Source organism: Pseudomonas baetica (genome assembly GCF_019733355.1).
Lineage (GTDB): Bacteria > Pseudomonadota > Gammaproteobacteria > Pseudomonadales > Pseudomonadaceae > Aquipseudomonas > Aquipseudomonas baetica_A.
In genome coordinates, this window is sequence record NZ_JAIHLQ010000023.1 from 60,768 (window position 1) to 83,254 (window position 22,487).

Annotated in this window: 25 protein-coding genes; 16 read left to right on the plus strand and 9 right to left on the minus strand. The window is 60.6% G+C overall.

The window, feature by feature from the left end:
- Window positions 1-124: 124 nt before the first annotated feature.
- Entirely contained in the window at window positions 125-1,159 is a 1,035-nt protein-coding gene (locus K5E40_RS20865) for a type IV pilus twitching motility protein PilT (protein WP_221732384.1), read from the minus strand.
- Between the two features lie 56 nt (window positions 1,160-1,215).
- Here K5E40_RS20865 and K5E40_RS20870 point away from each other — a divergent pair, with 56 nt between their 5' ends.
- From K5E40_RS20870 to K5E40_RS20915, 10 genes are all read left to right on the plus strand, one after another.
- Complete coding sequence (locus tag K5E40_RS20870; RefSeq protein WP_221732385.1) at window positions 1,216-1,902, plus strand: YggS family pyridoxal phosphate-dependent enzyme; 687 nt, start codon at window positions 1,216-1,218, stop codon at window positions 1,900-1,902.
- Window positions 1,903-1,925: 23 nt separating this feature from the next.
- Complete coding sequence (gene proC, locus K5E40_RS20875; protein WP_221732386.1) at window positions 1,926-2,744, plus strand: pyrroline-5-carboxylate reductase; 819 nt, start codon at window positions 1,926-1,928, stop codon at window positions 2,742-2,744.
- A gap of 10 nt (window positions 2,745-2,754) precedes the next feature.
- On the plus strand, window positions 2,755-3,345 hold the full coding sequence (locus tag K5E40_RS20880; protein WP_221732387.1) for a YggT family protein: 591 nt from the start codon (window positions 2,755-2,757) through the stop codon (window positions 3,343-3,345).
- Window positions 3,342-3,635 (plus strand): DUF167 domain-containing protein, encoded by a 294-nt coding sequence (locus K5E40_RS20885; RefSeq protein ID WP_221732388.1) that lies wholly within the window; start codon window positions 3,342-3,344, stop codon window positions 3,633-3,635. The genes K5E40_RS20880 and K5E40_RS20885 overlap by 4 nt, the downstream gene beginning before the upstream one ends.
- Window positions 3,636-3,820: 185 nt before the next feature.
- Window positions 3,821-4,960 carry a homoserine O-acetyltransferase gene (locus K5E40_RS20890; RefSeq protein ID WP_221732389.1) on the plus strand — a complete coding sequence of 380 codons (1,140 nt, stop codon included), beginning with the start codon at window positions 3,821-3,823 and terminating at the stop codon, window positions 4,958-4,960.
- A 7-nt stretch (window positions 4,961-4,967) separates the two neighbouring features.
- Window positions 4,968-5,588: a methionine biosynthesis protein MetW gene (gene metW, locus K5E40_RS20895; protein WP_221732390.1), complete on the plus strand. Its 621-nt coding sequence runs from the start codon at window positions 4,968-4,970 to the stop codon at window positions 5,586-5,588.
- 26 nt (window positions 5,589-5,614) lie between these two features.
- Window positions 5,615-6,049: a DUF4426 domain-containing protein gene (locus K5E40_RS20900; protein WP_221732391.1), complete on the plus strand. Its 435-nt coding sequence runs from the start codon at window positions 5,615-5,617 to the stop codon at window positions 6,047-6,049.
- Entirely contained in the window at window positions 6,046-6,642 is a 597-nt protein-coding gene (gene rdgB, locus K5E40_RS20905; RefSeq protein WP_221732392.1) for an RdgB/HAM1 family non-canonical purine NTP pyrophosphatase, read from the plus strand. The genes K5E40_RS20900 and rdgB overlap by 4 nt, the downstream gene beginning before the upstream one ends.
- On the plus strand, window positions 6,639-7,844 hold the full coding sequence (hemW, locus tag K5E40_RS20910; protein ID WP_260455877.1) for a radical SAM family heme chaperone HemW: 1,206 nt from the start codon (window positions 6,639-6,641) through the stop codon (window positions 7,842-7,844). Before rdgB ends, hemW begins: the two co-directional genes overlap by 4 nt.
- Before the next feature lie 35 nt (window positions 7,845-7,879).
- A complete protein-coding gene (locus K5E40_RS20915) occupies window positions 7,880-8,203 on the plus strand; it encodes a DUF3392 domain-containing protein (RefSeq protein ID WP_095186985.1) in 324 nt (107 codons plus the stop codon).
- Between the two features lie 130 nt (window positions 8,204-8,333).
- Here K5E40_RS20915 and trmB read toward each other — a convergent pair whose 3' ends face one another.
- From trmB to K5E40_RS20935, 4 genes are all read right to left on the minus strand, one after another.
- A complete protein-coding gene (gene trmB / locus K5E40_RS20920; protein WP_221732393.1) occupies window positions 8,334-9,059 on the minus strand; it encodes a tRNA (guanosine(46)-N7)-methyltransferase TrmB in 726 nt (241 codons plus the stop codon).
- Window positions 9,060-9,068: 9 nt separating this feature from the next.
- Window positions 9,069-9,863 (minus strand): thiazole synthase, encoded by a 795-nt coding sequence (locus K5E40_RS20925; RefSeq protein WP_150601984.1) that lies wholly within the window; start codon window positions 9,861-9,863, stop codon window positions 9,069-9,071.
- 60 nt (window positions 9,864-9,923) lie between these two features.
- Window positions 9,924-10,124, minus strand: coding sequence for a sulfur carrier protein ThiS (thiS, locus tag K5E40_RS20930; RefSeq protein WP_221732394.1), 201 nt, complete (start codon window positions 10,122-10,124; stop codon window positions 9,924-9,926).
- 71 nt (window positions 10,125-10,195) lie between these two features.
- Window positions 10,196-10,576: a DUF423 domain-containing protein gene (locus K5E40_RS20935; RefSeq protein ID WP_221732395.1), complete on the minus strand. Its 381-nt coding sequence runs from the start codon at window positions 10,574-10,576 to the stop codon at window positions 10,196-10,198.
- 74 nt (window positions 10,577-10,650) lie between these two features.
- On the opposite strand from K5E40_RS20935, the gene mtgA reads away from it, so the two are divergent.
- Window positions 10,651-11,373 (plus strand): monofunctional biosynthetic peptidoglycan transglycosylase, encoded by a 723-nt coding sequence (gene mtgA, locus K5E40_RS20940; protein WP_221732396.1) that lies wholly within the window; start codon window positions 10,651-10,653, stop codon window positions 11,371-11,373.
- A 198-nt stretch (window positions 11,374-11,571) separates the two neighbouring features.
- Here mtgA and rpoH read toward each other — a convergent pair whose 3' ends face one another.
- From rpoH to ftsY, 4 genes are all read right to left on the minus strand, one after another.
- Window positions 11,572-12,426: an RNA polymerase sigma factor RpoH gene (gene rpoH, locus K5E40_RS20945; RefSeq protein ID WP_003229146.1), complete on the minus strand. Its 855-nt coding sequence runs from the start codon at window positions 12,424-12,426 to the stop codon at window positions 11,572-11,574.
- Window positions 12,427-12,540: 114 nt separating this feature from the next.
- A complete protein-coding gene (ftsX, locus tag K5E40_RS20950; RefSeq protein ID WP_221732397.1) occupies window positions 12,541-13,566 on the minus strand; it encodes a permease-like cell division protein FtsX in 1,026 nt (341 codons plus the stop codon).
- Entirely contained in the window at window positions 13,563-14,234 is a 672-nt protein-coding gene (ftsE, locus tag K5E40_RS20955) for a cell division ATP-binding protein FtsE (RefSeq protein WP_003229148.1), read from the minus strand. Before ftsE ends, ftsX begins: the two co-directional genes overlap by 4 nt.
- Complete coding sequence (gene ftsY, locus K5E40_RS20960; protein WP_221732398.1) at window positions 14,231-15,745, minus strand: signal recognition particle-docking protein FtsY; 1,515 nt, start codon at window positions 15,743-15,745, stop codon at window positions 14,231-14,233. The genes ftsE and ftsY overlap by 4 nt, the downstream gene beginning before the upstream one ends.
- A 344-nt stretch (window positions 15,746-16,089) precedes the next feature.
- Here ftsY and K5E40_RS20965 point away from each other — a divergent pair, with 344 nt between their 5' ends.
- The 5 genes from K5E40_RS20965 (at window position 16,090) to K5E40_RS20985 (ending at window position 22,462) form a co-directional block, all read left to right on the plus strand.
- A complete protein-coding gene (locus K5E40_RS20965) occupies window positions 16,090-17,445 on the plus strand; it encodes a pitrilysin family protein (protein WP_221732399.1) in 1,356 nt (451 codons plus the stop codon).
- Window positions 17,438-18,925: a pitrilysin family protein gene (locus K5E40_RS20970; RefSeq protein WP_221732400.1), complete on the plus strand. Its 1,488-nt coding sequence runs from the start codon at window positions 17,438-17,440 to the stop codon at window positions 18,923-18,925. The genes K5E40_RS20965 and K5E40_RS20970 overlap by 8 nt, the downstream gene beginning before the upstream one ends.
- Window positions 18,925-19,527 carry a 16S rRNA (guanine(966)-N(2))-methyltransferase RsmD gene (gene rsmD, locus K5E40_RS20975; protein WP_221732401.1) on the plus strand — a complete coding sequence of 201 codons (603 nt, stop codon included), beginning with the start codon at window positions 18,925-18,927 and terminating at the stop codon, window positions 19,525-19,527. Before K5E40_RS20970 ends, rsmD begins: the two co-directional genes overlap by 1 nt.
- A 113-nt stretch (window positions 19,528-19,640) precedes the next feature.
- Window positions 19,641-20,981 (plus strand): pitrilysin family protein, encoded by a 1,341-nt coding sequence (locus K5E40_RS20980; RefSeq protein ID WP_221732402.1) that lies wholly within the window; start codon window positions 19,641-19,643, stop codon window positions 20,979-20,981.
- Window positions 20,978-22,462: a pitrilysin family protein gene (locus K5E40_RS20985; RefSeq protein ID WP_221732403.1), complete on the plus strand. Its 1,485-nt coding sequence runs from the start codon at window positions 20,978-20,980 to the stop codon at window positions 22,460-22,462. Before K5E40_RS20980 ends, K5E40_RS20985 begins: the two co-directional genes overlap by 4 nt.
- Window positions 22,463-22,487 lie beyond the last annotated feature (25 nt).

Sequence of the window (22,487 nt, forward strand, 5' to 3'; positions counted from 1 at the left end):
CTCAAGCAGTACTGGCCCCTTCGCGAGCAAGCCCGCTGCCACATTGGATCTGTGTCGTTCACAAATCAAAGGTGGCAGCGGGCTTGCTCGCGAAGGGGACAATGGAAGCGCCACAAGCTCCCGCTCAGACACTATCCGGCGTCCGCGCCTTCTCCCGCGCATGCTCGCGACTGATCAAGCCTTTGGTCACCAGATCCCTCAGGCACATGTCCAGTGTCTGCATCCCCAACGACCCTCCGGTCTGAATCGCCGAATACATCTGCGCCACCTTGTCCTCACGGATCAGGTTCCGGATCGCCGACGTGCCCAGCATGATTTCGTGCGCCGCCACCCGCCCGCCGCCGACCTTTTTGATCAGCGTCTGCGAGACCACCGCCAGCAACGACTCCGACAGCATCGAGCGCACCATCGATTTCTCGTCACCGGGAAACACGTCCACCACCCGGTCGATGGTCTTGGCCGCCGAGGTGGTGTGCAGCGTGCCGAATACCAGATGCCCGGTTTCAGCCGCGGTCAGCGCCAGGCGAATGGTTTCCAGGTCGCGCATCTCGCCCACCAGAATCACATCCGGGTCTTCTCGCAACGCTGAACGCAACGCGGTGGCGAAACTGCGGGTATCGCGGTGGACTTCACGCTGATTGATCAGACATTTGCGCGATTCGTGAACGAATTCGATGGGATCTTCGATGGTCAGGATGTGGTGATGGCGATGGGTGTTGAGGTAATCGATCATCGCCGCCAGCGTGGTCGACTTGCCGGAACCGGTCGGCCCGGTGACCAGCACCAGCCCGCGTGGCGCATCGGTGATCTTGCGAAAGACATCGCCCATGGCCAGGTCTTCCATGGTCAGAACCTTCGACGGAATAGTCCGGAACACGGCGCCCGCACCACGATTCTGGTTGAAGGCATTGACCCGAAAACGCGCAACGCCGGGGACCTCGAAGGAGAAATCCGTTTCCAGGTGTTTCTCGAAGTCGACCCGCTGGGTGTCGTTCATGATGTCGTAGATCAACTCATGCACTTGCTTGTGATCCAGCGCGGGCAGATTGATCCGTCGCACATCGCCATCGACGCGAATCATCGGCGGCAGACCGGCCGACAGGTGCAGGTCGGACGCGCCCTGTTTGGCGCTGAAGGCCAGCAGTTCAGTGATATCCATAGCGCTCCTCAATTCCAGTAGAATGCCGCGAACCTTCAGACCGCTGGCGCCTCTTGATGTCCACGATAGCAGACAACATCCAACTGGTTGGTTCGCGCATCCAGGCAGCGGTAAAAGCTGCAAAGCGCGATGAAAACAGCGTCCAACTGCTGGCGGTAAGCAAAACCAAACCCGCCCAAGCCCTGCGCGAAGCGCATGCCGCCGGCCTGCGTGACTTTGGCGAGAACTACCTGCAGGAAGCCTTGGGCAAACAGCTCGAACTGGCCGACCTGCCCTTGATCTGGCACTTCATCGGCCCCATTCAATCGAACAAGACTCGCGCCATCGCCGAGCATTTCGACTGGGTGCACTCCGTGGATCGCCTGAAAATCGCCCAACGCCTGTCCGAGCAGCGCCCGGCCGACCTGCCGCCGCTGAACATCTGCATTCAGGTCAACGTCAGCGGTGAAGCCAGCAAGTCAGGCTGCACCCCGGCCGATCTGCCGGCGCTGGCCAATGCCATCAGCGCCTTGCCGCGCCTGAAACTGCGCGGACTGATGGCCATTCCCGAGCCGACCGAAGATCGCGCCGAACAGGACGCCGCTTTTGCGGCTGTGCAACGTTTGCAGGAAAGCCTGAATCTGCCGCTCGACACACTTTCGATGGGCATGAGCCACGACCTCGAGTCGGCTATCGCCCAAGGCGCCACCTGGGTTCGTATCGGTACGGCCCTGTTTGGCGCCCGAGACTATTCCCAATCCTGAACATTTCCAGATAAGGACCTGACATGAGCAACACACGCATTGCCTTTATCGGTGCCGGCAACATGGCCGCCAGCCTCATCGGCGGCCTGCGGGCCAAGGGTCTGGAAGCCGCGCACATCCGCGCCAGCGATCCGGGTGAAGAAACCCGCGCCAAGGTCAGCGCCGCGCATGGCATCGAAACGTTTGCCGATAACGCTCAAGCCATCGACGGCGTCGACGTCATCGTTCTCGCGGTCAAGCCACAGGCAATGAAAGCGGTGTGCGAAGCCATCCGCCCGAGCCTGAAACCCAATCAGCTGGTGGTTTCGATTGCTGCCGGCATCACTTGCGCGAGCATGACCGCTTGGCTCGGCGAGCAGCCGATCGTGCGCTGCATGCCGAACACTCCGGCGCTGTTGCGTCAGGGCGTCAGCGGTTTGTACGCCACCCACGAAGTGACCGCCGAGCAGCGCCAGCAAGCCGAAGAGCTGCTGTCCGCCGTCGGCATCGCGCTGTGGCTGAACGAAGAACAGCAACTGGATGCGGTCACTGCGGTGTCCGGTTCCGGCCCGGCGTATTTCTTCCTGCTGATCGAAGCGATGACCGCCGCAGGCGTCAAACTCGGCCTGCCAAAAGAAACCGCTGAACAACTGACCCTGAAAACCGCCCTCGGCGCCGCGCACATGGCCGCTTCCAGCGACGTTGATGCCGCCGAACTGCGCCGCCGCGTGACGTCGCCGGCCGGCACTACTGAAGCTGCAATCAAATCGTTCCAGGCCGGTGGTTTCGAAGCCCTGGTTGAAAAAGCACTCGGCGCCGCCGCGCACCGCTCGGCCGAAATGGCCGAACAACTGGGCAAATAAGGAGCCTTACATGATTGGATTGAACACCGCAGCGGTTTACGTGCTGCAAACCCTCGGCAGCCTGTACCTGCTGATCGTACTGCTGCGCTTCGTCCTGCAACTGGTGCGGGCGAACTTCTACAACCCTCTCTGCCAGTTCATCGTCAAAGCGACTCAGCCGCTGCTCAAGCCACTGCGTCGGATCATCCCGAGCCTGTTCGGCCTCGACATGTCGTCGCTGGTGCTGGCGATCCTCGTGCAACTGGCGCTGATGGCGCTGACCCTGCTGCTGACTTACGGCACCACCGGTAACCCGCTGCAACTGTTTATCTGGTCGATCATTGGCGTGACCGCGCTGTTCCTGAAGATCTTCTTCTTCGCCCTGATCATCAGTGTGATCCTGTCGTGGGTCGCTCCGGGCAGCCACAATCCGGGGGCCGAACTGGTCAATCAGATTTGCGAACCGGCCCTGGCGCCGTTCCGTCGCTTCCTGCCGAACCTGGGCGGTCTCGATCTGTCGCCGATCTTCGCGTTCCTGGCGCTGAAACTGATCGACATGCTGGTGATCAACAACCTCGCGGCGATGACGATGATGCCGGAAATCCTGCGCCTGCTGATGTGAGCTGGTTTCGCTGGGACGGGGACGACCTGATCCTCGAATGTCATCTGCAACCGGCGGCCCGTAGCGATGATTTCTGCGGGCTGCACGGTGATCGTTTGAAGATCCGTCTCACCGCGCCACCGGTCGAGGGCAAGGCCAATGCCTACCTGATGGGTTTTCTGGCCAAGGCGTTTGGGGTTTCCAAAAGCCAGGTCAGCTTGCTCAGTGGCGAGTTGAACCGGCAGAAGCGGGTGAAGATCTGCTCGCCGAACAAGCTGCCGGATTTGCCTGACCTAGTGCGCCCAAACTGAAGCACCGAGTCGCCCTATTCGCGAGCAAGCCCGCTCCCACATTGGAATGCGATCCCCTGTGGGAGCGGGCTTGCTCGCGAATGACCGCAACTCGGTCAGGAGCGAACACATCAGGCCCGATCGTTGCTTGCCGCTAACCCCACCGGTCTTTAGACTTACGCCTCATTTCAACGAGAGCAGGGTCGATGCCAACTGCCTTTCCCCCCGATTCTGTTGGTCTGGTGACGCCGCACACGGCGCACTTCAGCGAACCTCTGGCTTTGGCCTGTGGCCGTTCGCTGGCGGCCTATGACCTGATCTACGAAACCTACGGCACGCTGAACGCGCAGGCGAGCAACGCTGTACTGATCTGCCATGCCTTGTCCGGCCATCATCATGCTGCCGGCTATCACAGCCCCGACGACCGCAAGCCCGGCTGGTGGGATAGCTGCATCGGCCCCGGCAAACCGATCGACACCAACAAGTTCTTCGTGGTCAGCCTGAACAACCTCGGCGGCTGCAACGGCTCCACCGGTCCGAGCAGCCTCAACCCGGAAACCGGCAAGCCATTTGGCGCCGATTTCCCGGTGCTGACCGTCGAAGACTGGGTGCACAGCCAGGCGCGCCTGGCCGACCTGCTGGGCATCGGCCAGTGGGCGGCTGTCATCGGCGGCAGCCTCGGCGGCATGCAGGCGCTGCAATGGACCATTACTTACCCGGATCGCGTACGCCACTGCCTGGCCATCGCTTCGGCCCCCAAGCTGTCGGCGCAGAACATCGCCTTCAACGAAGTGGCGCGCCAGGCGATCCTCACCGACCCGGAATTCCACGGCGGTTCGTTCCAGGAAGCGGGCGTGATCCCCAAGCGCGGGCTGATGCTGGCGCGGATGGTCGGGCACATCACCTACCTGTCCGACGACTCCATGGGCGAGAAATTCGGCCGCGGCCTGAAGAGCGAGAAGCTCAACTACGACTTCCACAGTGTCGAGTTCCAGGTCGAAAGCTATCTGCGCTATCAGGGCGAAGAGTTCTCCGGACGCTTCGACGCCAACACCTATCTGTTGATGACCAAGGCGCTGGACTACTTCGATCCGGCGGCGAACTTCGACGATAACCTGGCGAAAACCTTCGAGAACGCCACGGCCAAGTTCTGCGTGATGTCGTTCACCACTGACTGGCGCTTCTCCCCGGCCCGTTCGCGGGAACTGGTGGATGCACTGATGGCGGCGCGCAAAGACGTCAGCTACCTGGAAATCGACGCGCCACAGGGCCACGACGCCTTCCTGATTCCGATCCCCCGCTACTTGCAGGCGTTCGGCAATTACATGAACCGAATCACGCTGTGAGAAAGCCATGAGAGCTGATCTGGAAATCATCCAGGAATGGATCCCCGCCGGCAGCCGCGTCCTCGACCTCGGGTGCGGTAACGGCGAGTTGCTGAGCTGGCTGCGCGACCACAAACAGGTCACCGGTTATGGCCTGGAAAACGACGCCAGCAACATCGCCGAGTGCGTGGCCAAGGGCGTCAACGTCATCGAGCAGGACCTGGACAAGGGGCTGGGCAACTTCGCCAGCAACAGCTTCGACATCGTGGTGATGACCCAGGCTCTGCAGGCGGTGCATTACCCGGACAAGATCCTCGACGAAATGCTGCGCGTTGGCCGGCAGTGCATCATTACCTTCCCCAACTTCGGCCACTGGCGCTGCCGCTGGTACCTGGCGAGCAAGGGCCGCATGCCGGTTTCCGAGTTTCTGCCATATACCTGGTACAACACGCCGAACATCCACTTCTGCACCTTCGAAGACTTTGAAGAACTTTGTCGCGAACGTGACGCGAAGGTCATTGATCGGCTTGCCGTAGATCAACAGCACCGCCACGGGTGGGCCAGTAAGCTATGGCCTAATCTGTTAGGTGAAATTGGTATCTACCGCGTCAGCAGCCCCGTGCTGGCTGACCACAAGGTCGCGGTCTGAGCCACGACAATCCGAGGAGAACGATCATGGGCCGTTTAGCGCTGTTGTTATTCACTGCCTGCCTGAGCGCCACTGCGATGGCCGCCGATGCCATCAAGAGTGAGCGCAAGGAAGTGTTCGGTGATGTCACCGTGCATTACAACACCTTCAACTCCACCTTCCTGACGCCAGACATCGCCAAGGCTGCCGAACTGATCCGCAGCAAGAACCAAGGCGTGATCAATGTCTCGGTGATCAAGGACGGCAAACCTCTGAGCGCCAGCGTCACCGGCACGGTCAAAGACCTGACCAGCCAGAGCGTGCCGCTGAATTTCAAGCAAGTCACCGAACAGGGCGCGATCTACTACATCGCCCAATACCCGGTACCTCAGCAAGAAACCCGTACCTTTGAAATCAAGGTGCAGACCGGTGACAAGATCGACACCATCAATTTCAACCAAGAACTTTTTCCCGGCGAATGATGAACCTCAAGCAACTCGTACTGGCCAGCCATAACGCCGGCAAACTCAAGGAACTCCAGGCCATGCTCGGCGAATCGGTGCAACTGCGCTCGATCGGCGAGTGGAGCACGGTTGAGCCGGAGGAAACCGGCCTGTCGTTCGTCGAGAACGCGATTCTCAAGGCACGCAATGCTGCACGCATTTCCGGGCTGCCGGCGCTGGCCGACGATTCCGGTCTGGCGGTGGATTTCCTCGGCGGTGCGCCGGGCATCTACTCGGCGCGCTATGCCGACGGCAAGGGCGATGCGGCGAACAACGCCAAATTGCTCGACGCCCTCAACGACGTACCTGAAGCCGAACGCGGCGCGCAATTCGTCTGCGTCCTGGCGCTGGTGCGTCACGCCGATGATCCGTTGCCGATCCTCTGCGAAGGCCTGTGGCACGGGCGCATGCTGACCTCCGCCAGCGGCGAGCACGGTTTCGGCTACGACCCGCTGTTCTGGGTGCCGGAGCGCGATTGCTCAAGCGCCGAACTGACACCTGCCGACAAGAACCAGATCAGCCACCGCGCCCGTGCAATGGATCTGCTGCGCCAGCGTCTGGGCCTGAAATGACCGACACCCCCTCTGCGTCGTCGCTGATCATCGGCGGCGCCGCCTCTTCGCCTCGGGCACCGCTACCCACGCTGCCGCCCCTGGCGTTGTACATCCACATCCCGTGGTGTGTGCGCAAATGCCCGTATTGCGATTTCAACTCACACACCGCCAGCCCAGTGTTGCCGGAGCAGGAATACGTCGACGCGTTGCTGGCCGATCTCGATCAGGATCTGCACGCCGTCTATGGTCGTGAGCTGAGTTCGATTTTCTTCGGTGGCGGCACACCAAGCCTGTTCAGTGCCGACGCCCTCGGGCGTTTGCTGGAAGGCGTCGAACAGCGCATTCCGTTCGCCGCCGACATCGAAATCACTCTGGAAGCCAATCCCGGGACGTTCGAGCAAGAGAAGTTCGTTGCGTATCGCAAGCTGGGGATCAATCGCCTGTCGATCGGCATTCAGAGCTTCCAGCAGGAAAAACTCAAAGCCTTGGGCCGCATCCACAACGGCGATGAAGCCGTGCGCGCGGCAGGCATGGCGCGGCAGGCCGGGTTCGACAACTTCAACCTCGACTTGATGCACGGTTTGCCGGACCAGTCGCTGGACGATGCCTTGAGCGATCTGCGCCAGGCCATTGAACTCAAGCCCACGCACATTTCCTGGTATCAACTGACGCTGGAACCGAACACGGTGTTCTGGAACCAGCCGCCTGTGCTGCCGGAAGACGACACGCTGTGGGACATTCAAGAAGCCGGGCAAGCGCTGCTGGCCGAGCACGGTTACGCGCAATACGAAGTCTCGGCCTATGCCCTGCCCGGTCGCCCGGCGCGGCATAACCTTAATTACTGGAGTTTTGGCGATTTCATCGGCATCGGCGCCGGCGCCCACGGCAAACTCAGTCACCCGGACGGACGTATCGTGCGCACCTGGAAGACGCGCCTGCCGAAGGACTACCTCAACCCGGCGAAAAATTTTCGGGCTGGCGAAAAGGCACTGACCAATGATGAGATGCCGTTCGAATTTCTGATGAACGCTCTGCGCCTGACCGCAGGCGTGGAGTCGCGCCTGTATCCAGAGCGCACCGGGCTGCCCCTGGAGAGTCTCGCCGAACACCGGCAAGAGGCAGAACAAAGCGGCCTGTTACAGGTCGAACCGTCACGCCTGGCAGCCACCGAGCGGGGACAGTTGTTCCTCAACGACTTGCTGCAACAATTTCTGAACTGAGCCCAACCCTCAACTTCTGTCCCAAGGGAAAACGCATGGATTTGATACTCGACCTGCTGGCCACCGTCTCCCGCTGGAGCCGCAGCAACCTCTCGGAAATCGCCCTGGCGCTGGTGGGTTGCCTGCTGGTGCTGTTCGGCGCCGACTTCAAAGGTTGGGTCGAACAACGCCTGGGCAGCATCGCCGGCGCCTTGCGCGTACCGCTGATGGCCCTGCTGTGCATGATCGGCAGTGGCGCCGCACTGATCTACGCCACGCCTTGGGTGATCAAGGGCTTGAGCCAGTTCAACAACTACAGTCTGGCGCCGGTACTGTTGGTGGTGCTGGTGCTGATCGGCGTAGTCGCCGACCGCCGCTGATTTTCAACACACACAAAACAACTGTGGGAGCGGGCTTGCTCGCGAAGACGTTAGATCAATCGACATTGATATCGACTGATACGACGCCTTCGCGAGCAAGCCCGCTCCCACATTGGGTTTTGCGTGATGGTTAAGCGATTTTTTCGAACTTCAGATCCCAAACGCCATGGCCAAGACGTTCGCCGCGGCGCTCGAACTTGGTGATCGGGCGTTCGGCCGGACGCGGCACGCATTGGCCGTCTTCGGCAAGGTTGCGGTAGCCCGGGGCGACGTTCATCACTTCCAGCATGTACTCGGCATACGGTTCCCAGTCGGTGGCCATGTGCAGAATGCCGCCGACCTTCAACTTGCTGCGCACCAGTTCAGCGAACGACGCCTGAACGATACGACGCTTGTGGTGACGGCTCTTGTGCCACGGGTCCGGGAAAAACAGCATCAGGCGATCAAGGCTGTTGTCGGCGATGCAGCGGTTGAGCACTTCAATCGCGTCGCAATCGTAGACGCGCAGGTTGGTCAGGCCCTGGGTCAGCACACCATTGAGCAGTGCGCCGACACCCGGACGGTGAACTTCAACGCCGATGAAATCCTGCTCCGGTGCAGCCGCCGCCATTTCCAGCAGCGAGTGGCCCATGCCGAAACCGATCTCCAGCGAGCGCGGTGCCGAACGGCCGAACACTTGATCGTAATCCACCGGCGCGTCGGCCAGCGGCAGCACGTACAGCGGCGCGCCCTGATCCAGACCGCGTTGCTGGCCTTCGGTCATGCGCCCGGCGCGCATCACGAAGCTCTTGATGCGGCGGTGTTGGCGCTCGTCGCCTTCTTCCGTCTGGATAGGCATGTCGTTCGATTCAGTCATCAATGGCTCTTACTTGATCAGACCATCCAGCGGCGAGGAGGCGCTGGCATAGAGTTTTTTCGGCATGCGGCCGGCGAGGTAGGCCAGACGGCCCGCGACGATCGCGTGTTGCATGGCTTGCGCCATCATTACTGGTTGCCCGGCATGGGCGATGGCCGAGTTCATCAGCACGGCATCGCAGCCCAGTTCCATGGCGATGGTGGCGTCGGAAGCAGTGCCGACACCGGCATCGACCAACACAGGGATTTTCGCTTCTTCGAGGATGATCTGCAGGTTGTAAGGGTTGCAGATGCCCAGACCGGAACCGATCAGGCCGGCCAGCGGCATGACCGCGATGCAACCGATTTCTGCCAGTTGCCGGGCGATGATCGGGTCATCACTGGTGTAAACCATCACGTCGAAACCTTCCTTGACCAGCGTTTCGGCGGCCTTGAGGGTTTCGATCACGTTGGGGAACAGCGTCTTCTGGTCAGCCAGCACTTCCAGCTTCACCAGATTGTGGCCATCGAGCAGCTCGCGCGCCAAGCGGCAAGTACGCACGGCTTCTATCGCGTCGTAGCAACCGGCGGTGTTCGGCAGAAAGGTGTAGCGATCCGGCGACAGCACGTCGAGCAGGTTCGGCTCGCCTTCGATCTGCCCGAGGTTGGTACGGCGCACAGCGAAGGTGACGATCTCGGCACCCGAGGCTTCGATGGCCTGGCGGGTTTCGTCCATGTCACGGTACTTGCCGGTACCCACCAGCAAGCGCGACTGGTAAGTACGACCGGCCAGAACAAAAGGCTTGTCGCTGCGAACGATGCTCATTGGGAATCCTCTTTAGGGGTGAGGGTCTTGCAGAATTCTGTGGCCTTGCGAACCGGACGATTAGCCGCCGCCGATAGCGTGCACAACTTCGACGTTATCGCCGTCGTTGAGCGTGGTGTCGGCATGCTGGCTGCGCGGGACGATATCCAGATTGAGTTCGACTGCTACCCGGCGTCCGGTCAGATCCAGACGGATCAGCAGGGCCGCAACGGTTTCACCGTCGGGCAGTTCAAGGGATTCGCCGTTCAACTGAATGCGCATGCGTAACGCCGCCATCATTTTTAGGGGCTGGCATTCTAGCCCGATCATGACCTAAAGGTCAGCACCAAGCGTCAAGCGGTTAGCTGCAAGCGCCAGGCGGCGAGCCCCAGACATAACCAACCGACCAGAAACGCGAGGCCGCCGAACGGGGTGATGATGCCGAGCTTGCTGATGCCGGCGGTAGTCAGCACGTAGAGACTGCCGGAGAACAACACAATACCGACAGCGAACGAAACGCCAGCCCAGGTCACCAGTCGCCCCTGAATCTGCGTGGCCAGCAGCGCAACACCAAACAGCGCCAAGGTATGCACCAGTTGATAGGTGACACCTGTGTGGAAAATCGCAAGGTACTCGGGCGTCAGGCGACTTTTCAGGCCATGAGCGGCGAACGCCCCCAAAGCAACGCCAGTAAAACCAAAGAAAGCGGCCAGCATCAGAAAGCCACGCAACATTGGGAACTCCATTCAGACTCGATCGACAGGGTCTGTATAATGGCCCGCTCCACCGGTTCGGCCAAGCCATCTCTATGCTGCGTTCTATTTTCCGTCGACTCACGAAAGCCCTGCTCTGGTTCGCGGGTGGCAGCATCTTGCTGGTGCTGGTTTTTCGCTTCGTGCCGCCGCCGGGAACGGCGCTGATGGTCGAGCGCAAGATCCAATCCTGGGTCGACGGCGAACCCATCGACCTGCAACGCACCTGGAAGCCGTGGAACGAGATTTCCGACGATCTCAAAGTGGCGGTCATGGCCGGTGAGGATCAGAAGTTTCCCGAGCACTGGGGTTTTGACTTTGGCGCCATTCAGGCAGCACTGGCCCATAACGAACTCGGCGGCTCGATCCGTGGCGCAAGCACTTTGAGCCAGCAAGTCTCGAAAAATCTGTTTCTGTGGTCCGGCCGCAGCTATCTGCGTAAAGGCCTGGAAGCGTGGTTTACCGCGCTGATCGAGGTGTTCTGGCCCAAGCAGCGGATTCTTGAGGTGTATCTGAACAGCGTCGAGTGGGATGACGGTGTGTTTGGTGCCGAAGCAGCGGCCCGTCATCACTTTGGTGTGAGCGCCAAGTCGCTGTCCCGCCAGCAGGCAAGTTATCTGGCAGCGGTATTGCCGAACCCACGGGTTTGGAGCGCAAGCCATCCGACCGCGTATGTCTCGCGGCGAGCGGGATGGATTCGCCAGCAGATGAGGCAGTTGGGCGGGACGGGCTATCTGCTCGGGCTCAATGATTCACGTCGGGCGCCTTGGTCCGAATAACGAAACGCCGTCTTACAGCCCTGAAGCCTCCTGTGGGTGCCGGGCTTGCCCGCGAAGGCGTCGAGTCAGACAACATCAATGTTCAATGATCTAACGCTTTCGCGAGCAAGCCCCGCTCCCACATTTGGGTTTGCACTGAACCATAAAAAACGCCCCGACCATTACTGATCGGGGCGTTTTTTATGGCCTGGATGCCGGTTACGCGGCAATCGACAACTTGAGCTTGTTCATCGCGCTTTTTTCAAGCTGACGGATACGCTCGGCCGACACGTTGTACTTCTGCGCCAGGTCGTGCAGCGTGGCTTTTTCTTCTGCCAGCCAACGCTGGTAAAGGATGTCACGGCTACGTTCGTCCAGCACTTCCAGCGCTTCGTGCAGGTTGTGGTTGGAGTTGTCGCTCCAGTCAGCATCTTCCAGTTGACGCGCCGGGTCGTACCGGTGGTCTTCCAGATAATTGGCAGGCGACTGGAAAGCGCTGTCATCGTCGGCTTCGGCAGCCGGGTCGAAAGCCATGTCATGGCCGGTCAGGCGACTTTCCATCTCTCGCACTTCCCGCGGCTCGACGCCGAGGCTTTCCGCCACACGGTGGACTTCCTCGTTGTTCAGCCACGCCAGACGTTTCTTCTGGCTGCGCAGGTTGAAGAACAGCTTGCGCTGGGCCTTGGTGGTCGCGACTTTCACAATGCGCCAGTTGCGCAGGATGAACTCGTGAATTTCCGCCTTGATCCAGTGCACAGCGAACGACACCAGGCGCACACCCATTTCCGGGTTGAAACGTTTTACGGCCTTCATCAGGCCGACGTTACCTTCCTGGATCAGGTCAGCCTGAGCCAGACCGTAGCCGGAATAGCTACGGGCAATGTGTACGACAAAACGCAGGTGGGCGAGCACCATCTGCCGAGCCGCCCCCAAATCCTGCTCATAGTAGAGACTCTCGGCCAGTTCACGCTCCTGCTCCGGCGTCAGCAATGGAATGCTGTTGACGGTGTGCACATAGGCTTCCAGGTTCGCACCTGGAACCAACGCGTACGCAGGTTGCAAAGAATTGGTCATACGAAAAAACCTCCGACTTACATACTCGTGCCTTTCAGCACTGCGAAAAATTGACCGGGAACTCAAGTACAAGTTCCCAAAAAAACCGTAAGGCCAATCACGCGCAAAAAGATTCTACTTCGGCGCCAGCTCCCTGAGATGGCGTGCTACTGCAATCCATGCACCGATATAACCCAACAGCACCGCGCCAAGCAAGAGCGACAGACCGTCGGCAACTGGCACTCCGGCCAGTGCGAAATCACTGCCGTACAAGCCGGCCAGTCCAACCACCGCATCGTTCAGCCAGTTCAGGCCGAACGCCAATACTCCCCAGGACAACAGCCCCGCACCGAAGCCATACAGCGCGCCCATATAAAGGAAAGGACGGCGAACATAGCTGTCAGTGCCGCCGACGAGTTTAATCACTTCTATCTCGGTGCGGCGGTTTTCAATATGAAGACGAATGGTATTGCCTATCACCAAAAGTAATGCAGACACCAAAAGCACCGTCAGGCCGAAGACAAAACGATCGCCGAGCTTGAGGATGGCGGCCAGACGCTCGACCCAGACTAGATCAAGTTGCGCCTGTTGTACCTTGGGCAGTTCGGAAAGTTTTTGTCTTAATGCTTCCAGCGTCGCTTTATCGACCTCGTCCGGTGTCACCAGCACTACGCCCGGGAGTGGGTTTTCGGGCAGCTCACGCAGGGCTTCGCCCAATCCCGACTGCTGCTGGAACTCTTCCAGCGCCTGATCACGGCCGACATATTCAGCATCAGCTACACCGGGCATGGCTTTGATCTGCTCGCGCAGCGACTCGCCCTGCTCTGGGCTGGCATCGAGTTGCAGATACAGCGAGATCTGCGCCGCACGCTGCCACGAACCGCCAAGACGCTCAACGTTATTAAGCAACAACGACAGGCCCATCGGCAGGCTCAGCGCCACGGCCATCACCATGCAGGTGAAGAAACTGCCGATCGGCTGCTTGCCCAGACGACGCAAACTGTCGAGCAGACTGGCACGGTGGCTTTCGACCCAGGCGCGAAACAACGTGGCGAAGTCCGGTCCGTCATCATCGTCGTGCTTTTTCTTTTTTGGCGGTTGCGGATCGGCGGCTTTCGGGGCCACGCGCTCGGAAACCTTCGGACTGCGAGTCGCACTCATACGCCGGCCTCCCCGTCGCCGATCAATCGGCCACGTTGCAGGGTCAACATGCGGTGACGCATGCGCGCGATCAGCGCCAGGTCGTGACTGGCGATCAGCACGCTGGTGCCCAGACGATTGATATCTTCGAACACGCCCATGATCTCGGCCGCCAGTCGCGGGTCGAGGTTACCGGTCGGTTCGTCCGCCAGCAGTAACGCTGGGCGGTGAACGATGGCGCGGGCGATGCCGACGCGCTGCTGCTGACCGGTGGACAGGTCGCCCGGGTACAGATCGGTTTTATCCGACAGCGCCACGCGCTCCAGCGCCGAGTCGACCCGCTTGGCGATTTCGGCCTTGGACAAGCCGAGAATCTGCAGCGGCAACGCGACATTGTTGAAAACGGTGCGGTCAAACAGCAACTGGTGATTCTGGAACACCACACCGATCTGCCGGCGCAGGAACGGAATCTGCGCGTTGCTGATGGTGCTCAGGTCTTGCCCGGCCAGCAGCAACTTGCCGCTGGTTGGACGCTCCATCGCCAGCAACAAGCGCAACAAGGTGGATTTGCCTGCGCCGGAATGGCCGGTGACAAACAAGAACTCGCCACGACGGACTCGAAAGCTCAGCTCATGCAAGCCGACGTGACCGTTCGGGTAGCGTTTACCGACCTGTTCGAAACGAATCATGAACGCTCCCGCTCGGCAAACAATGCCTGGACAAAGGGTTCGGCTTCAAAGGTACGCAAGTCGTCGATGCCTTCACCGACGCCGATGTAGCGGATCGGCAGACCAAACTGCTTGGCCAAGGCAAAAATCACCCCGCCCTTGGCGGTGCCGTCGAGTTTGGTCAGCGCCAGGCCAGTCAGTGTGACGGTCTGGTTGAATTGCTTGGCCTGGTTGATGGCGTTCTGGCCGGTACCGGCGTCAAGCACCAGCAGCACTTCGTGCGGGGCGTCGGCGTCGAGCTTGCCGATAACCCGGCGAACCTTTTTCAGCTCTTCCATCAAGTTGTCTTTGGTGTGCAAACGCCCGGCGGTGTCAGCGATCAGCACGTCGATGCCACGGGCCTTGGCGGCTTGCACGGCGTCGAAGATCACCGAAGCCGAGTCGGCGCCGGTGTGCTGAGCGATCACCGGGATCTTGTTGCGCTCGCCCCAAACCTGCAATTGTTCCACAGCGGCGGCGCGGAAGGTGTCACCGGCGGCGAGCATGACTTTCTTGCCTTCCAGTTGCAGCTTCTTCGCCAGTTTGCCGATGGTCGTGGTCTTGCCAGCGCCGTTGACGCCGACCACCAGAATCACGAACGGCTTGTTTTGCGAAACGATCTTCAGCGGCTGCTCGACCGGTTTGAGCATCGCAGCCAGCTCAGCCTGCAAAGACTTGTACAACGCGTCGGCATCGGCCAACTCTTTGCGCGCGACCTTCTGGGTCAGGCGTTGAATGATCGCCGTAGTGGCTTCGACACCAACGTCGGCCGTCAGCAGACGGGTTTCGAGGTCATCGAGCAGCTCGTCATCGATGGTCTTCCTGCCGAGAAACAGGCTGGCCATGCCCTCGCCGATGCTGGCGCTGGTCTTCGACAAGCCTTGTTTGAGACGGGCGAAGAAGCCGGCTTTGGTTTCTTCGGTGCGCGGGGCTTCGGCGGACACTGGCGCGGGCGCAGCGTCCGCCGCAACGATTGGCGCGGCAACAACTGGCGCGGGTTCCGGCTCTGGTGGCTGGACGACTGGAGCCACTGACTCAACAACCACGGGTGCAACAGGCTCAGGAACAACCGGCGCAGGCTCGATAACCGGTTCAACCACAGGCGCAGGAGCCACCTCGGCAACGAACGCGGCCGGCGCAGGAATTGGCGGCGTGACGTGGGGGGCGGCTTCTTCCACCAGCGCCACCGGCTCTTCGGCCACTGGCAAGGTGAGCCACGGCTCTGCAACCGGGGTCAGCGGCAACTCGGCAACCACCTCCGGCGCTGGCGCTGGCTCTGGCTCGGCCGCCGGTTGTAACACTGGCTCGGCAATCGGCAGAATGGTCGGCGCCGGCTCTTCTTCTATTACAGGAGCGGGTGCGGGGACCGGTTCAGGAATCGCGGGCGGCTGTTCGACGACGGGTTCCTGCGGTTTTTTACGCAGCCATCCGAACAGGCTTTTCTTCTCGCCAGCCGCAGCTGGGGTCTTCTTGTCGTCGTTGGAACCAAACATGGAGGACGGCTATCTCACAGTAGCGACGCGCCATAAGGGCGCCCCGGCAAATAAATATTCGATGCAGAACAGACTGTGTTTCACCCAGCTTGTTCACGCGCAACATTTTGTCGAGGCACCAGCGGCACCTCAAAGAATCGTATTAACGAAGGACTAAACCGGCAAAATCGGCGAAAAAGCGTAGTTTAGTCGATACACCGCAGCTTTCTGCCGCAAACCCATACAGCCGGATCAGGCCTGAAAACCTGATAGGCGTGGTCGCCAGTAAAACGGATCAGTATCCTAGCACCTCCTCGCCCGCCTAGGCTAAGACCAAGCGGGCAGCCCAACAGGTTAAAAAACGAATGAATGCTCTAGCCCGCCGCGCTGCTGGCCTGCTGCTCAGCACAGTCTGCCTGCCTCTTTCGGCCCTGGCGGCCGACCCGCAACCGACCCACGAATTCACCCTCGACAACGGCCTCAAGGTCGTCGTTCGCGAAGACCATCGCGCGCCGGTAGTGGTGTCGCAGGTCTGGTACAAGGTGGGTTCCAGCTACGAAACCCCGGGCCAGACCGGCCTGTCCCACGCCCTTGAGCACATGATGTTCAAGGGCAGTGAGAAAGTCGGCCCCGGCGAAGCTTCGCTGATCCTGCGCGACCTCGGCGCCGAAGAGAACGCGTTCACCAGCGACGACTTCACCGCTTATTACCAAGTGTTGGCCCGCGATCGTCTGGGCGTCGCCTTTGAGCTGGAAGCCGACCGCATGGCCAACTTGCGCCTGCCGGCCGACGAGTTCGCCAAGGAAATCGAAGTCATCAAGGAAGAGCGCCGCCTGCGCACCGATGACAAGCCGATGTCCAAGGCTTACGAGCGCTACAAGGCGATGGCTTACCCGGCCAGCGGTTATCACACGCCGACCATCGGCTGGATGGCTGATCTGGACCGGATGAAGGTCGAAGAGCTGCGTCACTGGTACCAATCCTGGTACGTGCCGAACAACGCCACGCTGGTGGTGGTCGGTGACGTCACCCCTGACGAAGTGAAAACCCTCGCTCAGCGCTACTTCGGGCCAATCGCCAAGCGCGACGTGCCACCGGCGAAAAAACCGCTGGAACTGGCAGAACCCGGCGAACGCCAGATCACCCTGCATGTGCAGACCCAACTGCCTAGCCTGATGCTCGGTTTCAACGTGCCGAGCATTGCCACCGCCGAAGACAAACGCTCGGTCAATGCCCTGCGCCTGATCTCGGCGCTGCTTGACGGCGGTTACAGTGGGCGCATTCCAACGCAACTGGAGCGCGGTGAAGAGTTGGTGTCCGGCGGGTCGTCGAGCTACGACGCCTACACCCGCGGCGATAGCCTGTTCACCCTGTCGGCCACGCCGAACACCCAGAAGAAAAAAACCATCGCCCAAGCCGAGGCCGGTCTCTGGAAATTGCTGGAACAACTGAAAACCACCGCGCCGACCGCCGAAGAACTGGAACGCGTGCGTGCGCAGGTGATTGCCGGTCTGGTCTACGAGCGTGATTCGATCACCAGCCAGGCCACCGCTATCGGCCAGCTTGAGACGGTCGGTCTGTCGTGGAAACTGATGGACACTGAACTCGCCGACCTGGAGAGCGTGACCCCGCAAGACATCCAGAACGCCGCCAAAATGTATTTCACCCGCGAACGTCTCAGCGTCGCCCACGTCCTGCCTCTGGAGACGACTCATGAGTGAGCGCAAATCCCCCCGCCTACTGCTCGGTCTGATCGCCGTGACAGTCATCGGCGCTGCTGTGCTTTATCTGGCGCCAGGCGCCAAAACCAACGCCAGCGAGGCGCTGGACAGCGCCAAGTCCAGCCAGAAACTGCAATCGCTGGCCGAACTCGACGGCAAGGCCCCGGCCAGCCGCAAACTCGACGTGCAGACCTGGAACACCGTCGAAGGCGCCAAGGTGCTGTTCGTCGAGGCGCATGAACTGCCGATGTTCGACATGCGCCTGATCTTCGCCGCTGGCAGCAGCCAGGACGGCAACGCACCAGGTTTGGCGGTGCTGACCAACGCAATGCTCAATGAAGGTGTCGCCGGCAAAGACGTCGGCGCCATTGCGCAAGGCTTTGAAGGCCTGGGGGCTGATTTCGGCAACGGCGCCTTCAAGGACATGGCGCTGGCCTCGTTGCGCAGCCTGAGTGCTGCCGACAAGCGCGAGCCGGCCCTGAAGCTGTTCTCGCAAGTAGTGGGCAAGCCGACCTTCCCTGCCGATTCGTTCGCGCGCATCAAAAACCAGATGCTCGCCGGTTTCGAGTACCAGAAACAAAACCCCGGCAAACTCGCCAGCCTGGAACTGATGAAGCGTCTATACGGCGATCACCCGTACGCTCATTCGAGCGACGGCAATGCGCAGAGCGTCCCGCAGATCACCCTCGCGCAATTGCGTGAATTCCATGCCAAGGCCTACGCCGCTGGCAACGTGGTGATCGCGCTGGTCGGGGACTTGTCCCGCGCTGACGCCGAGGCCATTGCCAATCAGGTTAGCGCCGCCCTGCCCAAAGGCCCGGCGCTGGCGAAAATCGCTCAGCCGCAGGAACCGAAGGCCAGCATCAGCCACATCGAGTTCCCGTCCAAACAAACCAACCTGATGCTCGCGCAACTGGGCATCGACCGTGACGACCCGGACTACGCGGCGCTGTCGATGGGCAATCAGATCCTCGGCGGGGGTGGTTTCGGTACTCGATTGATGAGTGAAGTCCGCGAGAAACGTGGCCTGACTTATGGCGTTTACTCGGGTTTCAGCCCGATGCAGGCCCGTGGCCCGTTCATGATCAACCTGCAGACCCGCGCAGAAATGAGCGAAGGCACCCTGAAACTGGTGCAGGACGTACTCGCCGACTATCTGAAAACCGGCCCGACCCAAAAAGAGCTCGACGACGCCAAACGCGAACTGGCCGGCAGCTTCCCGCTGTCTACCGCAAGCAACGCCGATATCGTCGGCCAACTTGGCGCGATGGGCTTCTATAATCTGCCGCTGAGCTATCTCGACGACTTCATGCGTCAGTCGCAGAGCCTGACGGTGGAGCAAGTGCGCGACGCCCTGAACAAACACCTGAGCACGGATAAAATGGTCATCGTTACCGCTGGCCCGACCGTGCCGCAAAAGCCGTTACCGGCCCCTTCTGATAAACCTGCCGAGCAACCGCTCGGGGTTCCGGAGCATTAATGGCGACTCGAGCACCTAAAAAACCCGCCCACAACGTCCACAACGGTGTGAACCAGCTACGCATCATTGGCGGCCAGTGGCGCAGCCGCAAGCTGAGCTTTCCCGACGCGCCAGGCCTGCGCCCGACGCCGGATCGCGTGCGTGAAACGTTGTTCAACTGGCTGGCGCCCTATGTGGAGGGGGCCAAGGTCCTCGACCCGTTCGCCGGCAGTGGCGCGCTGTTTCTCGAAGCCCTGTCCCGTGGCGCCGCCATGGGTCAGGCGCTGGATGCGAGCAATATCGCGGTATCCAGCCTCAAAGAACACCTCGGCACCCTGCGCTGCACCAACGGACAGGTGCAGACGGCCGACGCCCTGCGTTATCTGGAAACCCAGACCGCCAGCGCTTTCGACCTGGTATTCCTCGACCCGCCGTTCAATCAGAACCTGCTGCCCGCCGTCTGCACGCTGCTGGAAGAGCGTCAGTGGCTGGCCGACGACGCCTGGGTGTACACCGAAAGCGAAACGGCGCCGTCGACCCTCGGCCTGCCGGCCAACTGGCGTCTGCACCGCGAGCAGAAATCCGGCCGTGTTTATTACGCGCTGTGGCAACGCAGCGCCTGATCACAAGCATCATGCGTTAGCTGATCAGCGATAAATAGTTACCGCACTGCCCCCTCCGAATCTCGCCACAGTGGTTGCCGCAATCTGCGTTAACCACTGAGGACGATTCACGTATGGACACATTTTGCAGCCGGATGCTGCTCTTTCTTTGCCTGGCGCCCCTGATGTCCCTGGCCGCCCCGCCCCCACCGACTCACCACTTCAGTCTGGACAATGGCCTGAAGGTGCTCGTGCGCGAAGATCATCGCGCGCCGCTGGTGACCTCACAACTCTGGTTCAAAGTCGGTTCCGCCGACGAAGCACCGGGCCAGAGCGGGCTCTCCCACACGCTCGAACACATGCTCTACAAAGGCAGCAGCAAGACTTGCGCCGGCGAGGCCACGGCGATTCTGCAATCGCTCGGCGCCCGGGAAAACGCTTTCACCAGCAAAGATGTCACGGCCTATCACCAAACCCTTGCCCCCAGGTACCTGGGTGTTGCGTTCGAGCTGATGGCCGATCTGATGTCAACCGCACACCTGCGCGACGAAGACCTGACCCCGGAACTGGCGGTGATTCGCGAAGAACGGCGTTCGCGAACCGAAGACGACCCCAGCGGCCTGGCACTTGAGCGTCTCACCGCCGTGACGCATTTGGCCAGCAGCTATCGCACGCCGACTATTGGCTGGATGCATGACCTGGACCAACTCAATGCCAGCGATCTGCGCCATTGGTATGAAACCCGCTATGCGCCCGGCAATGCCACGCTGGTCGTTGTCGGCGATGTGACACTCGATCAGGTCAGGCGGCTGACGCAGCGCTATTTTGGCCATCTGCAAGCACGAACCGTTCCGGGTGCATTACGGCCCACAGAGCTGAAACAGCCAGGCGAGCGCAGACTGACCCTGCATCTGCCCGTCCCCACCCCCCAACTGATCATGACCTTTAATGTGCCAGGGTTGGCCACCGCCAAAAATCGGCGATCCGTGCACGCTCTGCGCCTGATCGACACATTGCTGGGCGGTGCCAGCAGCGCACGCCTGCAAAAGCGCCTGCAATTTACCGAGCAGTTGTTCAGCGAGGTGGCTACCTCTTACGACGCCCTCACACGCGGTGACAGCCTGATGTTGCTGACCGCCAATCTTGCCAGCGCCCACCCTGACGATCTTGACGCTGCCGAAAAGCGAGTCTGGCAACTGATCGAAGAATTGCGAACCAACCCGCCAGCCGCCGATGAGCTGGAACGTGCCCGCACTCATTTGATTGCCCGGCAGATCTACGCGCAAGACTCCATCGTTCAGCAGGCCCAGGGGTTGGCCGCGTTGCAGAGCATCGGCCAACCCTGGCAGTTGCTGGATCAGGATGCGGACGAGCTGGCACAGGTGACACCCACTGATATACAGCAGGCCGCCATGACCTTTTTGACCCGAGAACGCCTGAGTGTTGCGCATGTGTTCAAGGAGACCCGTCCATGAACGATTACCGTTGGCCTACCTGGGTCGCATTGTCAGGTCTCGGCCTGATCGCCTGTCTGTGCGGCGCCCGAACGTTTGCAGACACTTCAATTGTTGCGCCGGCAAACTTCCCCGCGCCACGCCTGGAGTCCCTCCGGGTGCCGGTTTCTGATCCGGCCACGCCACGGGGGCTGTCCATCAAGGGCTGGAAGACCCTGACCGGCACCAAGGTGTTGTTCATCCGCACCACAGAATTACCGATGTTCGATCTGCATGTCAGCTTCGCGGCGGGCAGCGCGCGGGACGGCGGCACGCCGGGGCTAGCCGCCACCACGTTTGGCATGCTTAACGAAGGCGTGCCAGGCAAAGACTTGCCTGCCATCGTCGAAACCTTCGACGGCCTGGGTGCGCAGCTCGAAATGACGATCGATCACGAACGTGCCAACCTGGTGTTGCGCAGCTTGAGCGATGCTCAAAAAAGCGCCCCGGCACTGCACCTGTTTACTCAGATACTCGGCGAACCGTTGCTGACCGACGAGGCTTTACAGAGGGTAAAAAACGAACTGCGTGACCACCTCCTGTTCAGGTCGGAGCAGGCAGGCAATTCGTCCGAGCAGTCAGTCAAGGCATTGCTTGCCCCGGGCAGCCCCTATTCGCTGCCGTTCTATGGCACGAATCAGGGCCTGCAGTCGCTGAGCCGCCAGGCAGTCAAAGACTTCCACCAACGTTTCTACAGCGCCAGTCATGCGCAGATCACGGTGGTCGGCGACCTGACGCTGGACCAGGCAAAAGCCATCAGCCTGAAAGTCAGCAACGCATTACCGGTCATGCCAGTGGGCACGGGGGCTACGCCGATGCCTGCGCTAAAACCGCGGGGCACCAAACGGACCTTCCATGAGGAACAGCCACTGACCCAGACCTCGTTGATACTGGGCCAGCTTGGTGTGTCGCGTCAGCATCCGGACTATGCCGCGCTGTACGCGGCCAACCTGATTTTTGGTGGCACGGCAAACAGCCGACTGATGAACGAACTACGGGAAAGGCGCGGGCTGGTATACGACGTACATTCGCAGAACAGTCACTGGGCCAGCGCTGGCTTGATGACTATTTCCCTGCAAGTGAGCCCGTCATTGAGCGCAGGCATTCTGACGTTGACCCGATCAATGTTCAGCGACTATCTGCGCGACGGCCCGACGCAACAAGAGCTCGACCAAATCAAGCTTAGAGTGACCAACATGGTCGCCCTGGACAGCGCCAGCAACAAACAAATACTCAAGCAATTGGTGGACATCAATCGCCATGATCTGCCAATCGACATCGATTACATCGCCCAGCAGGTGCAACGCCTGACGCTCAAGCAAATCAAAGAGGCGCTAAACCGACACTTGGCTGCCGATCAGTGGCGCGTGGTGACAATCGGGGCAACCGTCAATCAGCAGCCGTTGCCTGCACCGCCGGCCACACCGCCCGGCACATCTTCCAGTGCATGTGTCGCGCCGTAGCAGGCTTTGTGGCAAGTTAGGTTTT

Coding starts and splice junctions, on each gene's coding strand:
- ftsY (WP_221732398.1), bottom strand. CDS start 15,745: ATGTTTGGTTCCAACGACGACAAGAAGACCCCAGCTGCGGCTGGCGAG.
- rsmD (WP_221732401.1), top strand. CDS start 18,925: ATGGCGACTCGAGCACCTAAAAAACCCGCCCACAACGTCCACAACGGT.
- K5E40_RS20900 (WP_221732391.1), top strand. CDS start 5,615: ATGGGCCGTTTAGCGCTGTTGTTATTCACTGCCTGCCTGAGCGCCACT.
- K5E40_RS20880 (WP_221732387.1), top strand. CDS start 2,755: ATGATTGGATTGAACACCGCAGCGGTTTACGTGCTGCAAACCCTCGGC.
- K5E40_RS20985 (WP_221732403.1), top strand. CDS start 20,978: ATGAACGATTACCGTTGGCCTACCTGGGTCGCATTGTCAGGTCTCGGC.
- K5E40_RS20965 (WP_221732399.1), top strand. CDS start 16,090: ATGAATGCTCTAGCCCGCCGCGCTGCTGGCCTGCTGCTCAGCACAGTC.
- K5E40_RS20925 (WP_150601984.1), bottom strand. CDS start 9,863: ATGAGCATCGTTCGCAGCGACAAGCCTTTTGTTCTGGCCGGTCGTACT.
- K5E40_RS20935 (WP_221732395.1), bottom strand. CDS start 10,576: ATGTTGCGTGGCTTTCTGATGCTGGCCGCTTTCTTTGGTTTTACTGGC.
- mtgA (WP_221732396.1), top strand. CDS start 10,651: ATGCTGCGTTCTATTTTCCGTCGACTCACGAAAGCCCTGCTCTGGTTC.
- rpoH (WP_003229146.1), bottom strand. CDS start 12,426: ATGACCAATTCTTTGCAACCTGCGTACGCGTTGGTTCCAGGTGCGAAC.
- K5E40_RS20915 (WP_095186985.1), top strand. CDS start 7,880: ATGGATTTGATACTCGACCTGCTGGCCACCGTCTCCCGCTGGAGCCGC.
- K5E40_RS20970 (WP_221732400.1), top strand. CDS start 17,438: ATGAGTGAGCGCAAATCCCCCCGCCTACTGCTCGGTCTGATCGCCGTG.
- ftsE (WP_003229148.1), bottom strand. CDS start 14,234: ATGATTCGTTTCGAACAGGTCGGTAAACGCTACCCGAACGGTCACGTC.
- rdgB (WP_221732392.1), top strand. CDS start 6,046: ATGATGAACCTCAAGCAACTCGTACTGGCCAGCCATAACGCCGGCAAA.
- metW (WP_221732390.1), top strand. CDS start 4,968: ATGAGAGCTGATCTGGAAATCATCCAGGAATGGATCCCCGCCGGCAGC.
- K5E40_RS20870 (WP_221732385.1), top strand. CDS start 1,216: ATGTCCACGATAGCAGACAACATCCAACTGGTTGGTTCGCGCATCCAG.
- thiS (WP_221732394.1), bottom strand. CDS start 10,124: ATGCGCATTCAGTTGAACGGCGAATCCCTTGAACTGCCCGACGGTGAA.
- hemW (WP_260455877.1), top strand. CDS start 6,639: ATGACCGACACCCCCTCTGCGTCGTCGCTGATCATCGGCGGCGCCGCC.
- K5E40_RS20865 (WP_221732384.1), bottom strand. CDS start 1,159: ATGGATATCACTGAACTGCTGGCCTTCAGCGCCAAACAGGGCGCGTCC.
- trmB (WP_221732393.1), bottom strand. CDS start 9,059: ATGACTGAATCGAACGACATGCCTATCCAGACGGAAGAAGGCGACGAG.
- K5E40_RS20890 (WP_221732389.1), top strand. CDS start 3,821: ATGCCAACTGCCTTTCCCCCCGATTCTGTTGGTCTGGTGACGCCGCAC.
- ftsX (WP_221732397.1), bottom strand. CDS start 13,566: ATGAGTGCGACTCGCAGTCCGAAGGTTTCCGAGCGCGTGGCCCCGAAA.
- proC (WP_221732386.1), top strand. CDS start 1,926: ATGAGCAACACACGCATTGCCTTTATCGGTGCCGGCAACATGGCCGCC.
- K5E40_RS20980 (WP_221732402.1), top strand. CDS start 19,641: ATGGACACATTTTGCAGCCGGATGCTGCTCTTTCTTTGCCTGGCGCCC.